Here is a 16292-nt window from a genome sequence, read left to right on the forward strand (position 1 = left end):
GCCGACGGCGGCCGCCTCCCGCCCGGACGGGGCAGAGACGGCCGCCTGTCGGCTGCGGGAACGGTTCAGGGCGCGGGTACGGGCAGGGGCGCGGTCCCGAGAACGGGCACGGTCCAGCGCTGGGCGTCGCTGCGGTTGCAGTCCCAGATCCACAGGGGGGTGCCGGGGGTGGTGTTCATGGCGCCCAGGTCCAGACACCGGCCGGAGGCGGGGTGGTGGACGCTGCCGTCGGCGCGGGGCTGGAACTGCTGGGCGGGGGTGCCCTGGCAGGTCATGAGCAGGACGGGCGTGGCGTTGCCGGTGCCGGCGTTCTGGGTGGTCAGGCACATGTTCTGGATCCGGAGGGTGCCGTCGGCCCGGACTTCGAAGCTCTGGGCGGAGGCGTCCTGGTTGCAGGGCGCGATCTGGATCCTGTTGCCGTCGGTGGCCGTGCCGCCGTCGAGGTCGGCGCAGTGGGCGCTCGCCGCGGTCAGCGTGATCTTCCCGGCGGCCCCGGGGGCGGTGGGGGGAGCGGCGTACGGGTAGACGGCGAGGTTGCTGATGCCGCCCCGGAATCCCCCACCGAAGAAGTCGGGCTGCCCGCTGACCTTGTAGCGGCCGGCGACGAGCGGGCCGACGGGGGCGGGGCTGTCGCTCGCCCGGTGGTGCCCGGTGCTGGCCAGGACGCCGTTGACGTACAGGCTCATCAGGCCGGAGTCGGCGTTGTAGACGACCGTCAGGCGGGTCCAGGTGTCCAGGGCGTACCGGGCCGAGGAGTTGACGGCGATGTCGGACCAGTCGTACGGCCAGCCGTCGCTGTCGCCCTTGGCCATGGCGAAGCGCCAGGCGGCGCCGTTGGGGTCGGCGTAGAGGTAGAAGGCACTGCCGCGGGTGGTGTCCTGGCTGAGGACGATCCCACCGGGAGCGCTGACCTTGGCCCAGGTGCTGATCGTGAAGCTCTTGCGGGTGTCGACGACGGGGCCACTGGTGACCAGGGTGGATCCGGGGCCGTCGAAGGCGGCGTACGGGGTGCTGCGGCCGTCGATGGTGCCGGTGGGCCAGGTGATGCCGCTGGCGGTGGCCGGGAAGTCGCCGACCGCGCTGGGGGTGGTGGCACCGCTCTGGCCGGTCAGCTTCCACTGGGCCCTGGGCGTGTTGAGGTTGCCCAGGAGGACCGGGGTGCGGTCGACGCCGGTGACGGCGGGGTGCGGGGCGGCGGTCCCGAGGCCGGTGAAGGCGACGAGCTGCTGGTGGGTGTCCACGGCCCACAGGTCCGGGATCCCGTCACCGGTGAGGTCACCGTCGGAGCCGACCCGCGGGTACGCCTTGGGGTCGACGGTGCCGCTGACCGTGCCCGCGGCCGGGTCGGCGAAGCCGGTGAGGTCCGGCTTCTCGGCGGTGCCCTTCACGGAGAACGCGTGCAGGGATCCGTCGGCCTTGGACCGGGCCCAGAGGGTCGGGAAGTCGGTGCCCTGGGCGCGGCCGGGGGTGATCAGGTCGTAGCCGTCCCAGCGCTGGTCGTTGGCCGAGAGGAGGATGGCGCGACCGGCGAGCTGGTCGGTGGCGCCCGCAATGCCGTGCCAGAGGCGGCCGTTGTCGATGAAGAGGAGCGAGCTGCGGGCGAGCGCGCCGTTCTTGGCGGTGTCTCCGGACAACGAACCGAGCGCTGCGATCTGGGTGACCTTGGACCAGTTGCCGCCGTACCCGTGGGCCGCGCAGTCGATGGCGGCGCCGCTCGGGAGACCGCATTCCAAGGGCTTGTCGACCTGCTGGGGCGCCTGGCCGTCGAACCGACCCCCCTCGCCGTCGTTGGCGTAAAGGTAGAGCTCGGCCTGGCCCGGCTCGTGGGCGAAGAGGTCGTCCACGTCCTTGTAGCCGAGGCTGCCCCGGTGCGTGGTCTGGGTGCTGTTCCAGCCCGTGCCGCTCGGCGACGGACGGGTCTGCGCGTTGGGCGCGGCGGCCGGATCCGTGCCGCCGTTGAACTGCCGGAGGTTTCCGGCCGAGTCGGGGAGCAGCACGTCCGCCTTGCGGTCCCCGGTGACATCGCCGTAGATCGGGGCGGGACTGTTCGGGTTCGACGGCGCGTAGTAGCTGTACGCGACCGGCTGGGAGAGGTTGCCCGCGTTGTCCTGGGTCTGCAGGTGGACGTAGTTGGTGCCCCAGCGCGGCGGGGTCACCTTGATGGTGGCCTTGCCGTCGACCAGCTTGACGATGCCCGGGGCGGTGTCGGTGCACTTCCAGTTGGTGGCCGCCGCCTGGATGGCGTCGGTCGTCCAGCGGGCGCAGGCCAGGCCGGAGCTGCGGCCACCGGCGGGCGGGGCCGGGTCGGTGCCGGTCAGGGTGAAGACGCCTTCCTCGCCCGCGCGCTTGGGGTGGGCGCCGATGCTGCCGGAGGCCGGGAAGTCGGTGGAGCCGACCGAGGCGGTGGGCGGGGTGCGGTCGACGCGGAAGAAGCACCATTCGGTCGGAGTGCTGGTGAGGGTGTCGTCGGTGGTGCGGGCCTGCCAGCCGTACTGGTGGCCGTCGGTCAGCGGGCCGACGTCGACGGTGGCCGGACCGTAGTCACTGAGCCAGCCGGTCGGCACGTACCGGGACTCGCCGTTCGTGTCGTCGTCCCAGATCTGGAAGGTGGTCTGGAGCTGCCGCTTGGTGGGGGACCAGGTGTTGGTGGTCAGGGTGATGTTGCTGTGGGCGCCGACCCAGCCCGGGTTGTCCCAGGGATTGGCGGTGCCCGGCGTACGGCAGTCCGCGGAGGAACCGGTGCCGGCGAATCCGGGGGTCGGTGCGGTGCGCGGCCACCAAATGGTGGGCGTGATGTCGTACGTGACCACCACGTGCGGGGTGTTGTTGAACCGCTGCCGGTAGTACTTGTTGCCCTCGTCGTCCGGGGCGAGGCCGAAGGTGAAGGTGCCCCAGCGTTCCTTGGCGGCGGCCTTCATCTGGGCGGTGACGTCGTAGGAGATCTCCCCGGACCCCGACATCCAGATACCGCCGATCTTGGCGCAGCCGCCCATGACGGAGCCGGTGCCGCAGGGCTGCCGGTTCCAGCTGGTCGGGTTGCCGATACCGGGCGTGTGGTAGAGGCCGAGAGGCGTACTGGTGGAGGGGCTGGAGGAGGAGACGACCGTGGCGTACAGCCGGGCGCTCAGGACCTCGGCGCCGTGGATCGCCGAGTTGACCCCGACCTGGAAGTACGCGCGGGTACGGCCGATGCCCGTGCACGGCGGGTTGCCGAAGTTGTAGCCGCAGTAGCCCGTGGCCGGCCGGTCCTGGCCGTTGGCCGTGCCGTTGAACTCGTTGGTGTCGGGGTAGGCCTCCTGGACCTGGGACCAGGCCTGGGTGGTGCTGTCCGCGGACGGGTTCATGCCCGGGTCGATGTACCAGGGACCGGTGCCCTCCGTCAGGAGCTTGGCGTCCGGGACGAGCTGGATGCCCTTGGCGTCCACGGTCGTACCGATCGGGCGGACGGTGGCGCCGCCGCCGGGGCCGTCCGTGCTGGAGACCGGCGGCGCCTCGCCCCCGCCCTCGCCGGAGCCCGACGCGAGAGTGCGTGAACCGGCGCTCTTCGCACCCGCCTTCGCCCCGTCGGTGGCCGAATCCCACATCATCGAGGTCGGGGAGGAGAAGCGGGTCCTGCCCTGGCCGTCGGTGGCCTTGAGGTTGCCCGCGCCGTCCGCCGAGACGGTCAGTCCGTCGGCCTCGATGCCCAGCTGGATCTTCTTCAGCGCCGGGTTCGCGGCAGCCTGCGGGGTACGGACGACGAGGACCTGCCGCCAGCCGCCGAGGGCTGTGGCGGTCAGCTCGAGGTCCACGTCCGGCAGGACCGACTTGTACAGGGCGCTGTCGCCGTTGAGTTCGGGCCGGGGCAGCGTGAACGGCGCCTTGACGGCCAGTTTCCTGCCGTCGGCGGTGGTGGTCGTGGCCATGGGGCCGGAACCGCCGCCGGAGAAGCTGACCTTGGAGGGCACGGCGGTCGGTGCGACGGTGCCGTCGGCGCCCGCGCGCAGGGTGGTGTCGACCGGCTGCCAGGTCCCGGCCGCCGTCCTGACCCGCTGCGGCACGGGCGCCGTGTCGGTGGTGAGGGTGCCGTCCGGGTTGGCGAAGGTCTGGGAGCTCTCGGTCGTCAGGTGACCGACGGCCACCTGCTTTCCGCTGCTCCGGGCCTGCCCCCGGGCGGTCTCGAGCGCCTTGTCGGTCTCGGTCGGGGCAGGTCCGGACGTCGGGGCGGGCCAGTTGGCGGTGGCCGGACCGTGCCCGCGGTCACCGGCAGCGGTCGCGGGCGGGGCGACGAGCAGGCCCGCGCCGAGTGATGCCGCGACAGCGGCGGCGACGGGCAGCAGGAGCGTACCGGGGGCCCGCCGACTGCGGAGGGCCCCCGGCCGGGGCGTGCGTGAACGGAGAGATGGCCTCATGGCGGAGGTCCTCGCTGTGAGCGGTCAGTGGACAGAAGTCAGCCGCACATTCGCTTCCGTTCTGCAAATCTGTCAACGGTTTACCGCATGCGCGTGCCCCTTTTGCTCCACGACTCGCCGCATTGTCCGGCGAGTGACATGGATCATGTATCAGTGTTTTGGTAATTCGCTATACGGCTCGAACGCTCGTTCTTTACAGTGCGTTCGATCTGGGCCGAGCCGGTCCGGAATTTCGTGTTCCTGTTTCCTGTGGGGGGATTCAGTTGTCTCGTCGGGGTAGACCAGTCGTGCGCTCGAAACGGGCGCGAGCTCGGGTCGCGATCACGGCCGCACTCGCGATTCTCTTCTCTGGCCTGGGCCTTCCCCTGGTCGAGGCGGCAGAAAAGCCGCCCAAGGTATGGGTTCCGCCGAATACGCCGCTGCCGGACGCCAAGCCCGTCAAGGGGGCGAACGCAAAGATCCCGGCCACACCTGTGCCGTCTGGCCAGAAATGGATTCCACCCAAGGATTCGAACACGCCATCTGGCTCATTTGCGGTGGCCCTCGGTGAGGGCCTCGGTCGGGGCGGTGCGGACCGGGCGGAGAGTGGACCGGCCTCGATTCAGGCCGGAAAGCTTCCCGTCTGGATCGCACCCGGGAATGGCGCAAACCGTTCGGTGCCCCTGTCGCAGAGCGCTGTCGGCGGTGGGACCGCGGAGAGCACCGTGCGCGTCGACGTGAGGGACGCGGAGCAGTCCCGTGCCGCGGGAGTCAACGGCGCGCTGGTCGGGCTCACCGACACCGCGGGTGCGCAGCCCTCGGGCAAGGTGCGGTTCGGCTTCGACGTCACCGCCTGGGCCAAGTCGGCCGGCGCCAACTGGGCCGACCGGGCCCGGCTGGTCCGGCTGCCCTCCTGCGCGCTGACCACCCCCGGTGCGCCGGGCTGCACCGAGCGCACCCCGGTGGCCTCCCACCGCGACGCGTCCGGCCGCCTGGTCGCCGAGATCGACGTACCCAGGAGCCCGGCCTCCTCGGCGCCGACCTCGCAGCAGGGTGCGAAGTCCGCACCGGCCCAGACTCCGCAGGTGCTGGCGGCCGAGTCGGTCGCCGTGGCGGTCGAGCCGGGCCCGTCCGGCGCCTCCGGTGACTTCACCGCGACGCCGCTCCTGCCGTCGGCCTCGTGGCAGGCCGGCTCGAACGCGGGCAACTTCACGTACGGCTACAGCGTCGAGCTGCCGTCCACCATCGCCGGCCCCGTGCCCGGCATCGCGCTGGGCTACGACTCGTCGTCGATCGACGGCCGTACCGCCTCGACCAACGCCCAGGCGGGCGGCTTCGGCGAGGGCTGGGACTGGCACCCGGGGTCGATCTCGCGCTCGTACAAGGGCTGCAAGGACGCCGGGATCAAGGACTCGGGCGACGAGTGCTGGGCCGGCGACATCCTCTCCCTCAACCTGGCCGGACACGCGGGGCAGATCGTCCGCGACGACACCACGTGCGTGTACCGCCTCCAGGGCGAGGACGGCACCACGATCGAGCGGCTGACCGGCCAGCGCAACTCCGCCTGGAAGGGCGAGGGCTTCAAGGTCACCACGGTCGACGGGACCCAGTACTACTTCGGTGCCAACCGCCTGCCCGGCGGCGACGGCACGGACCCGGAGGCCAAGTCGGTCTCCACCGTTCCCGTCTACTTCAACAGCGGCCGGGACAAGTGCCTGGGCGCCGACACCCCCGCCAACGGCTCGTGGGTGCAGATGGGCTGGCAGTGGAACCTCGACTACGTCGTGGACCGCCACCAGAACCTCGTCTCCTACCGGTACGAGCAGGAGGGCAACCACTACGCCCGCGGCGGCGGCCAGAACAACGGCAACGGCACCGTCACCGCCTACCAGCGCGCCAGCCACCCGACCTGGATCGGCTACGGCCAGCGGCTGCCCGAGCAGATCGCGGCCAAGGGCGCGGCCAAGCCGGCCGCGCAGGTCACCCTGAAGACCGCCGAGCGCTGCGTCCCGGGCGGGGCCGTCACCTGCGACCCCGCGCAGCGGACCAAGGCGAACGCCAAGTCCTGGCCGGACACCCCGGTCGACCAGGAGTGCGCCGCCGGCGGCCAGTGCCTGAACCTGTCCCCGACCTTCTTCACCACCAAGAAGTTCACCGAGATCTTCACCGAGGTGTGGACCGGCACGGACTGGCGCAAGGTCGACTCCTACACCCTGAACCAGTCCTTCCAGGACCCCGGTGACGGCACCTCGCCGACCCTGTGGCTGGACTCCGTCCAGCGCACCGGCTCCAACGGCAAGACCCCGGTCACCCTGCCCGCGGTCCACTTCCAGCCGCTCCAGCTGGCCAACCGCGTCGACGGCGTCGTCAAGCGCCCGGACGGGACCGAGGCCTCCGCGCCCCCGTACAAGCGGCCGCGCATCCAGGCGATCACCACCGAGACCGGCGGCCGGATCAACGTCGTCTACCGGACCCCCGAGTGCTCGCGGGACAAGGGCACCATGCCGGCGTCCGAGGACGGCAACACGATGGCCTGCATGCCGGTCAAGTGGTACCTGCCCGGCCAGTCCTACCCGGACCCGGTCAACGACTGGTTCAACAAGATCGTCGTCCAGTCCATCACCCAGCAGGACATGGTGGCGGGCCAGGTCGCCACCGTCACGGAGTACGAGTACGGCGGCGGCATCGCCTGGCACCGCAACGACTCCGAGTTCACCGACGCCAAGACCCGGACCTGGGACCAGTTCCGCGGCTACGCCACCGTCACCACCCGCACGGGTACCGGTAGCGACGGCCCGCGCACCAAGTCCGTCGCCACGTACCTGCGCGGCATGGACGGCGACGTCCTCGCCAACGGCACCAAGCGCTCCGTCAGCGTGCCCGACACGCACGGCGGCACCATCAAGGACGAGGAGGTCCTCTCCGGCTTCGTCCGCCAGAGCGAGACCTACGACCGCGACGGCGGCGCCGTCATCGCCGACCAGGTCACCACCCCCTGGCTCGGCAAGGTCACCGCCACCCGGGCGCAGTCCGGCGGCATGCCGCCCATCACCGCCCGGGCCATGAACACCGCCAAGGTCACCAGCCGGGCCAAGCTCGCCGACGGCACCTGGCGGACCTCCGAGCGCACCTCGACGTACGACGACACGCTGCTCTCGCGCCCGGTGACGGTCGACGACCAGGCGGACCTGTCCCGCCCCGACCAGCGCCTGTGCACCAGCTTCACGTACGCCACAGGCCCCGGCGGCCTCCTCACGCAGCTGGCCTCCCGGACCCTGATCCTCTCGGGCGAGTGCGGCAAGGGCGCGACGGCCGCCAACACGGTGGGCGACACCCGCGCCTACTTCGACGGCCTGCCCCTCGGACAGTCGGGCCCGCTCGCCGAGCAGACCGGCACCGAGGTGCTGGAGAAGTACGACGCCGAGGGCAAGCCGGTCTACCGGCTCAACGCGACGTCGGCCTTCGACGTGTACGGCCGTGTCACCAGCACCACCAACCACACCCGCAAGGACGCCGCCCACCCCGGCGGCGCCATCACGACGACCGAGTACAAGCCGGCCACCGGCGTGCTGCCGTCCGAGGTGACCCACACCAACCCGCTGGGCTGGAAGTCGGTCAACACCCTGGACATCGGCCGCTCGCTGCCGCTGAAGACCACCGACGAGAACAACCACGTCGCCGAGCGCGAGTACGACGCGCTCGGACGCGTCGTCTCCGTCTGGCAGCCGGGTCAGGAGCGGGCCAAGCAGTTCCTCCCGGTCCGCAAGTTCTCGTACGCGATGAACGGCATCGCGGCGCCCTCCTCCGTTCTGAGCCAGGCGCTCATGAGCGACAACTCCTACACCTCCAGCTACACCATCTACGACGGCATCGGCCGGGTCCGCCAGACCCAGGCCACCGCGGCGTCCCGCGCCGACGGGCGTCTCATCACCGACGCCCTGTTCGACTCGCACGGCCGCCAGGTGAAGACCACCGCGGCGTACTACAACGACGAGGCCGCGCCGTCGGCGGCGCTGTTCCTGCCGAACGGCGGCGTCCAGCCCGACAGCAAGATCCCGTCACAGACCCTCCAGGTCTTCGACGGCCTGGGCCGCTCCACCGCCAGCGTCTTCCAGTCCTACGGCGTGGAGCAGTGGCGCTCGAAGACCGAGTACGCCGGCGCCGACGAAGTGCGCTCCATCCCGCCCAACGGCGGCTACGCCTCGGCGTCGATCACCGACGGCCTGGGCCAGACGGTCGCCGTGCGCCAGTACAAGGCCAACACCCCCACGGGTCCGTACGACGAGACGACGTACGGCTACAACGCGCAGGGCAAGGAACTGTGGCGCAAGGACTCCGCCGGCAACCGGTGGACGTTCGAGTACGACCTGCTCGGCCGCAGCGTCAAGACCACCGACCCCGACTCGGGCACCGCCACGACGGTCTACGACGACGCCAAGAACCAGACGACCGTGACCGACGCCCGCAACAAGAGCGCCACCACCGTCACCGACCTCCTCGGCCGCACCGTGGCCACCTACGAGGGCACGGCCGCGGACCCGGCCAAGCAGGTCGCCGGTTTCACGTACGACACCAAGGCCGTGGGCAAGCCGACGTCGAGCACCCGGTACGTCGGCGGTGTGAACGGCCACGCGTACGTCAGTGAGGTGACCGGTTATGACGGCGGTTACCGGCCGCTGGGCGCCAAGACCACCATCCCGGCGGTCGAGGGCGAGCTGGCGGGCACGTACGAGACCAAGAACACCTACGATGCCCAAGGCAAGCTGAGGACCACCGAACTGCCGGCCATCGGGCAGGCGGGCCTGGCGGCCGAGAAGCTCACCTTCGGCACGAACATCCTGGGCAATCTGACGTCGCTCGGCGGCGCGTTCGGAGCGGTACAGGCGCCGTACGTCGTGGACGTGCGCTACGACCCGTACGGCCGGGCGATCCGCACGACGGTCGGCACCACCGGCAAGCAGGTCGTCTCGACGACGGACTACGACGCCGGCACCGGCCGACCGGTGCGGTCCATCCTCGACAAGCAGACGGCGGCGCGGGCCAGCGTCGACGTCACCGACTACACCTACAACCAGGCCGGTGCGCTGACCTCGATCGGCACCACGCAAGACGGGGCGGCCCGGGACCTGCAGTGCTTCACCCACGACTACCTGGGCCGGCTCACCCAGGCCTGGACCGACACCGGCACCCAGACCACCGCCCCGCAGCCCTCGGTCCGCGGGATCGGCGGCTGCGCCAACGGCGGCGGCCCGGCGGTCGACGGCACCGGCAAGCCCAGCGTCGGCGGCCCGGCGCCGTACTGGCAGCAGTACGAGTACGACAAGCTCGGCAACCGCACGAAGCTGGTGAGGAAGGATCCGACCGGCAACGCGTCCAAGGACGTCACGGTCACCCAGACCTTCGGCACCGGCCCCAACACCCCGTCCTCCGACCCCAGGACGGGCGGCGGCACGGGCGGCCCGCACGCACTGCTGACCTCCACCGAGACCAGCGCGTCGGGCAGCAAGCTCACGTCCTACACCTACGACGCCACCGGCAACACGGCGTCGATCACCAGCACGCCCGGAACCAAGACCCTGACCTGGAACGACCAGGGCAAGCTCGACAAGATCACGGGCACGGGCGAGAGCGCCGGCACCAGCTACCTGTACGACACGGGCGGCAACCAGCTCATCCGCCGCGACCCGGGCAGCACCACGCTCAACCTGGGCACCGACCAGATCACCCTGGACACCGCCAGCAAGAAGGTCTCCAACGTCCGTACGTACGGCGCCCCCGGCGGCCTGTCCATCACCCGCACCACCACCGGCGGCACCTCCACCCTGAGCTACCAGGGTTCGGACCACCACGGCACGGGCGGCGTCCAGTTCAGCGCGACGGACCTCACCCAGGTCCGCCGCCACACGGACCCCTTCGGCAACGACCGCGGCACCCAGCCGGCCCCGGGCTCCTGGGCGGGCGACAAGGGCTTCGTCGGCGGCACCAAGGAGAAGGCCACCGGCTTCACCCTCCTGGGCGCCCGCGAATACGACCCGACGACGGGCCGCTTCATCAGCCCGGACCCGATCATCGACGCGGGCGACCCGCAGCAGTGGAACGCGTACGCGTACTCCGGCAACAGTCCGATCAACAAGTCGGACGCGTCGGGCCTGAAGCACATGTGTGACGACTCCACCTCCTGCAACTACAACGCCAGCTCAGACGGTTTCAGTGACAGTGAATACGACGGTACAAAACTCAACAGTGGTGGCGGAGACGACGGTAGGACCCAGGGTCTGCAGAGGGACCTTGATGAGGCCAACAACCACATCACCAGGACGAAGGGGCGGGTCAACCAGCTCAAGCACGAGGTCGTCAACCTGATCGGTGACCTCATCGGCTACAACGACGCCCGCGACTGCTTCACCAAGGGCGACGTCATGGCCTGCATCAACACAGCTCTGGGCGCTGTCCCGTGGGGCAAGATCGCCAAGGCGATCAAGGCCGGCATCAAGGCCTTCAAGATCTACAGAGAGCTGAACAAAGCGTACGACGCGGTCCACGCGGCGGAACGCAAGGCATCCGAAGCCGCAGGGGCACTCAGCCGCCACAAGAAGGCCGTGGAGGAAGCCCGCGACGCTGAGGCCAAGGCAGCCAAATCGGCAAAGGAAAAAGCCGATTCGAGAACTGAAAGCGACAGCGCCGGTACCGCAGCGAAGTCGGAGAAGGCCGACGCCGACGCCAAATCCTCTGCCGAGAGCGGTGACGGCAAGAGCAGTGGCGGCGGCGGGGGCGAGGCGGCCCCGACCAAGTGCAACAGCTTCCCCGCCGGCGTCCGCGTCCTGATGGCCGACGGCACGTCGAAGGCCATCGAGGAGGTCAAGGACGGCGACACGGTCGAGGCCACTGACCCGCAGACCGGCGAAACCCGCGCCCAGGTCGTCACCACCACGATCACCACGCCCGACGACAAGGACTTCACCGACCTCACCCTGACCGACGACGCCAACCCCCGCGGCCCGCCGGCCAGGATCACCTCCACCTACCACCACCCCTACTGGAGCGAAACCCGCAACCAGTGGGTCGACGCCGGCGAACTGAAGGCGGGCGAACAACTCCGCCAGCCGAACGGCACGACCCTGACGGTCCAGGCCACCCGCAACTACCCCTTCACGGTCACCACGCACAACCTCACGGTCGCCGACTTCCACACGTACTATGTGCTGGCAGGCGCCACGCCGGTCCTCGTTCACAACTGCGGCCCGACGGTCGACGATGTGTTTGAACGGGCTGCGGAGCTCGGCGACTCCAGCGGTGAATACCTCTACCGGGGAGTCACCAACAATCACTACAAGCTCGCGGAAGCGAGAGCAGGCATCGCGGAACCCCGCGGCGGCCACAGCGATCCTATTGCGCACTCGGGTGATAACACGGAGAGTGTTTTCACGTCGTGGTCGCCCGACCTGGAGACAGCGCGAGAATTTTCAGAGGAGTTCGGTAGTACGGGAGCTTTGGTTCTCAGGATTCCGCGCAGTGCAATCGACCCAAGCCGCATGAGAGTTGCCGGACAGCGGGGACTCGAAGAGCTGGAAGTCCTCATTGAGGGTCGCGTCACAGGCTGTCAGGTGAGCTGTGAATGGGGGCCTTTCGGGTGATGAAATCGAAGTAGCCGTGTTCGGGAGAGGAGTTTCGAGTGTCTGGAACCAGCGCGGGTGATCTGTTTGCGCGCTATTGCTTGCCTGGGAACAGGTATAAGAAACTCCTCTCCGGGAGCTTCATGAGGGCTGGCCGTGAGCAGGCCCTTAAGTTTGGCGCGGCCGTGATGGACGACGGTCGGCAGGCGTCCGGGAGCGACCTGGAGCAGCTCCTAGGTGGCGACTGGCGGGAGGCCCTTACGGCGTGTTGGCTCATCGGGTTTGCGCAGAGATCTGAATTTCGAGACGAGCTGCACAGGCTTATCGAGGAGGGAGGCGCCAGGCACACGGGAAAAGGTGTCGCCTTCGCGCTGGCTCGGTTCTGTCAACCCTCTGATGCGTATGCGTTGAAGCAGTATCTAGAGCGCAGTCTGAGCGAGCTGCAAAATCGGGAAAACCAGCCGTGGTGCCTTGGTGCGCTGCTGTATATCGAGAGGCGTTTGGGCGTACGGGTTTCGCAAGATCTACTTGCGTCCGAAGGGTTGTGGGATCGATGGTCGGTGGAAGGCTTCCTTGAGACTACTGATCCTGCTCATTGGGAGAGGGAAGTGGCGGACTGGATCGAGCTTGCCGAGAGCCTGGACTGATCACTAGCAGGCTGCACCTCGATCCATTCCTGAAGTTTTCCTTTGCTGAAGTCGTTCGCTGTAGCGAAAGTGAAGCCCCGCCGGGTGCGTCCTGGCGGGGCTTCTGCGTGGGGTGCCGCTGACGTTGAAAGGGTGGGGTGACAGCAGGCGTTGACGGTGCTACATCCTCGTCATGAGGTACGCGGATGGCGGCGGTCTGACCGCCGCGGGGCGGGCGAAGCGTGAAGCGGTGCGTTTCGAGGCCGCGGAGATGTTTGAGCAGGGGGTGCGGCCGCCGGAGGTGGCCCGCCGGTCACGGGTGTCGAGAAAGTCGGCGTACGCCTGGCACGCCGCCTGGCGGGACGGCGGCAGAGCGGCTCTGGAGTCCAAGGGACCTGGTGGCTTTCGGTGTCAGCTCACTGATGACCAGGCTGAACAGCTGCAGGTCGAGCTGGAGGCCGGACCGGCCGCGGACGGCTGGATGGAGGACCAGCGGTGGACCCTGGCCAGGGTCGCGGAGCTGATCCACCGCCTGTTCGGCTACCGGTACACCCCGCGCGGGGTGTCGTATCTGCTGCACCGGCTGGGCTGGTCACCGCAGGTCCCCGCGCACCGGGCGGTCGAACGGGACGAGCGGGCCGTGGCCAGGTGGCGGTCGGAGCAGTGGTCACGGGTAAGAGGACGGCCCAGCTCCTGGGCGCGTGGATAGTCTTCGAGGACGAGGCCGGCCAGGACCTGAAACCCGCGAAGGGGCGAACCTGGTCACGACGGGGCCGGACTCCGCTGATCAAGGTGACCGGGAAGGGCTCGGGCCGGGTCCTGATGGCCGGGATGATCTGCCTCAGACCGGGCCGTGAGACCCGTCTGATCTACCGGACGCAGACGTACCGGGCCCGCACGGGCGAGAAGAAGGGCTTCCGCGCCCGTGAGTTCGCCGAACTGATCACCGCCGCCCGCAGGCAGCTCGACGGTGCCCCGCTGATCCTGGTCTGGGACAACGCCAGCACCCACCACGCCAAGGCCCTGAGAGAGTTCTGCGACCGCAACAGCGACTGGCTCACCATCGTCAAGCTCCCGCCCTACGCGCCCGACCTCAATCCCGTTGAAGGGGTCTGGGCGCATCTGAAGAAGTCCCTGGCCAACCTCGCACCCCGCGCGATCGACGACCTCGCCCCGCTCGTGAAGAACCGCTTACGCAGCATCCAACGCCGACCCGAGATCCTCGACGGCTTCATCGCCGGGACCGGACTGGGGCTGGAGCCTCCATAACCTGTCACCCCAGCCTTTCAACGTCAGCGGCAACAACCACGGATTTCCACGCACTACGACGGACGTCAGCGGAACCCCAAACCGCTGCTCACCTGCATATACGCAGTTGAGGACGTGTCAGCCAGCACACGTACTATGTGCTGGCAGGCGCCACGCCGGTCCTCGTCCACAACGAGTCAAGGAAAACCTGTGATCTCCGCGCTTTCACCGATCTCAAGAGGATGGCGCCAGGGAAGAACGAGGGGGCTACGAGTGGATTGTGGACCCCGTCAGGCGGCGTGTATTTCGACAGCAGCCGACTCCGAACTGCATCGGACATCAAGAGTCTCCCGCTTTCTCTTCGCCGAGTTGTGGAACAGACTGGCCATCATGGCGGATGCGCAGAAATTGGCTGCATAGCTCAGGCCATGGAAGCCGGGGACCTCGTGCGAGGGAGCCAGAGTCTAGCGATGACCCACAAGCCGTTGGACAATCCGCGCAATAGGATCCTTTTGCCTGCTTGTGATTCGTGTCAAGCTGTAATGTCGCGACTTAGAGTTGTCGATGTGTTTGAGAGGTGAGGGATGGGCCGTCTCCTTAAACGGCTTCCGGAAATCAAGTGGACAAATCTGCAAGATTCGTCGGGTTCCGCTCAGGGAATCCCGAGGCTCCTGGCAACCGTAGCCTGGGGTGATGAAGTCCCTGCGAGCGAGGCGATTGATGAACTGGGTGACCGTGTGTGTGCGCTCGGATTTGTGGTGTCGGAGGCAACGCAACATGTAGTTCCGTTCTTGCTCGAGCTGGTGGGAGACGATACCGTTCGAAGGCGTGCAGATATCTTGGCTCTCATTTCCAAGATTTACGCGGCTAGGCAGTGGGAGGCGGCTGCTTCTGCAGCATCGCCAAAGAGTGTGCAGAATTATCGAGAGAAAATCTCCTGGGAGATTGCAAGCAGGCAGGCAATTTTGGCGGGCCGCGAAGTGATTAGTGGATTGGAGGGAAATTCGGATCCCGCGGTCTCTCGAATGGCGTGCGACTTGCTGTCGCTCCTCCGTTGATCGAATAGCTGCCCATCGGTGGATCCGGATAGGCCTCCCGCCATCCTCTCTTTTGGGGGGCGACCATCTGAAAGGATTCCTGATGGATCGGTCACTGGGCTGGGAGTCTTGGCACCGCAAGTCGGTGAATCAAATGGCCTGTTCGAGCGATACGCATGGGTAATTCGGTAGCGGCATCTCCGGTATTCGTTCTTGCGCGGTGAGAGAGCGAAGGAAGTTGCAGCATTTCGCCCGCAAGGATGAAGTCCTGCCAAGTCCTGCTTGGCAGGACTTCATCTGTGTCGACGGCGGTAATCGACGGCAACGTCAGCGGACATGGGCGGTGAGCGAAGACGGTCCGCCGCTGCAATCTCGATCACCCTGGCGTCGCCATTGAGGCCGCGGTGAGAGCATCGGTGGCTTTTCGTTGGAGGTGGAATCGGGCGTGGGCGTGCCAGTGGCCGAGCTGACGGCGACGGGTCACGATCCGTGAGGAACACCAGCGGGTGTTCAACGGCACCGGAAGATCAAACGAGAGAAGAGCCTGCCCGGACTGTTCCTGCCACCTCGCCGCAGTCACGATGGCGACTTGGCTGCATCGCCGCGTGAGGAGCTGAAAGCGGCACTTGATCGAGTCCAAGAAGCGGCGGCAGCAGCACCTTTGACTTGCAGCCTGACACCCCAGCCAGCTGGGGCGACAGTCGTGGCAGCAGCGGGAGCTGTTCAGGCTTTCTTTACTTGATCAAGGCGGCCCGCTGACGCGGCCGCGCGCGCTCCGGCCCTGCAGGGCCGCCGCCGGCTCCTGTCTCTACCCGCTTGCCGGCGGCCCCGCTGGTCCGGGCGCGCAACAGCTGGCAAGCAGGCAGTGTTGTGGGGCTCTGCCCCAGGCCCCGACCCTCTCTCCGAGGGGGAGGAGGCCGAGTGCGGGTGCGGCTTCGTCGTGGTGATGGGTGGTCGGGTCGCGGGAGGGGGTCCCCCGTCGCCCGGTCACCGGAGGCGTACCAGGACCCCCGGTGGCCACCAAGGCCAAGCGCAAGCCTCACCGGGTGAGCCTTGGCGGCCACCGGAGAACCCTGGTCCGGCGAAGCTGCCCGACCGACGAGGGACCCCTCCCGCTCAGGCGCCATCGTGCCGGGGGTCCGGCACGGCACCGAGCGCCGTGGTGGGTCCCCGCTTCGGGCGGGTATCTGCCGGATAGCCCGCGGTTGACTCGTCGGACCGGCGTACCGTGGCGCTGGAGGTGGTGAGCGGATGACTACGGAGCTGGCTGACAACGTCCGCAAGTACCGGCGTCGTGCCGGGTTGAGCCAGGAGGAACTGGCCCACGCCGCAGGCGTGTCACCGGGCACGGTACGCAAGGTGGAACAGGGCGGAACAGTCCGTATGGAGACCCTTCAT

6 protein-coding genes are annotated in these 16292 nt (G+C 68.4%); 5 read left to right on the forward strand and 1 reads right to left on the reverse strand.

All coding sequences use genetic code 11. From position 1 onward, the window contains the following. Positions 1–65: 65 nt before the first annotated feature. A complete protein-coding gene (locus ACIPXB_RS31570; protein ID WP_401455422.1) occupies positions 66–4391 on the reverse strand; it encodes a ricin-type beta-trefoil lectin domain protein in 4326 nt (1441 codons plus the stop codon). 704 nt (positions 4392–5095) lie between these two features. Here ACIPXB_RS31570 and ACIPXB_RS31575 point away from each other — a divergent pair. The 5 genes from ACIPXB_RS31575 to ACIPXB_RS31595 all read left to right on the forward strand — a co-directional run. Further along, complete coding sequence (locus tag ACIPXB_RS31575; RefSeq protein ID WP_401455423.1) at positions 5096–12004, forward strand: polymorphic toxin-type HINT domain-containing protein; 6909 nt, start codon at positions 5096–5098, stop codon at positions 12002–12004. 38 nt (positions 12005–12042) lie between these two features. Continuing rightward, positions 12043–12630: a DUF6000 family protein gene (locus ACIPXB_RS31580; protein ID WP_401455425.1), complete on the forward strand. Its 588-nt coding sequence runs from the start codon at positions 12043–12045 to the stop codon at positions 12628–12630. A gap of 172 nt (positions 12631–12802) precedes the next feature. After that, a complete protein-coding gene (locus tag ACIPXB_RS31585; RefSeq protein WP_401455428.1) occupies positions 12803–13318 on the forward strand; it encodes a transposase in 516 nt (171 codons plus the stop codon). Between the two features lie 26 nt (positions 13319–13344). After that, positions 13345–13878, forward strand: coding sequence for a transposase (locus ACIPXB_RS31590; RefSeq protein WP_401455435.1), 534 nt, complete (start codon positions 13345–13347; stop codon positions 13876–13878). Positions 13879–16145: 2267 nt separating this feature from the next. After that, positions 16146–16292 (forward strand): helix-turn-helix transcriptional regulator (locus ACIPXB_RS31595; protein WP_401455436.1); only part of this gene is annotated, 147 nt, incomplete at its 3' end.

Source organism: Streptomyces sp. NPDC090022 (assembly GCF_044748145.1).
Classification (GTDB): Bacteria; Actinomycetota; Actinomycetes; order Streptomycetales; family Streptomycetaceae; genus Streptomyces.

Coding starts and splice junctions, on each gene's coding strand:
- ACIPXB_RS31570 (WP_401455422.1), bottom strand. CDS start 4,391: ATGAGGCCATCTCTCCGTTCACGCACGCCCCGGCCGGGGGCCCTCCGC.
- ACIPXB_RS31585 (WP_401455428.1), top strand. CDS start 12,803: ATGAGGTACGCGGATGGCGGCGGTCTGACCGCCGCGGGGCGGGCGAAG.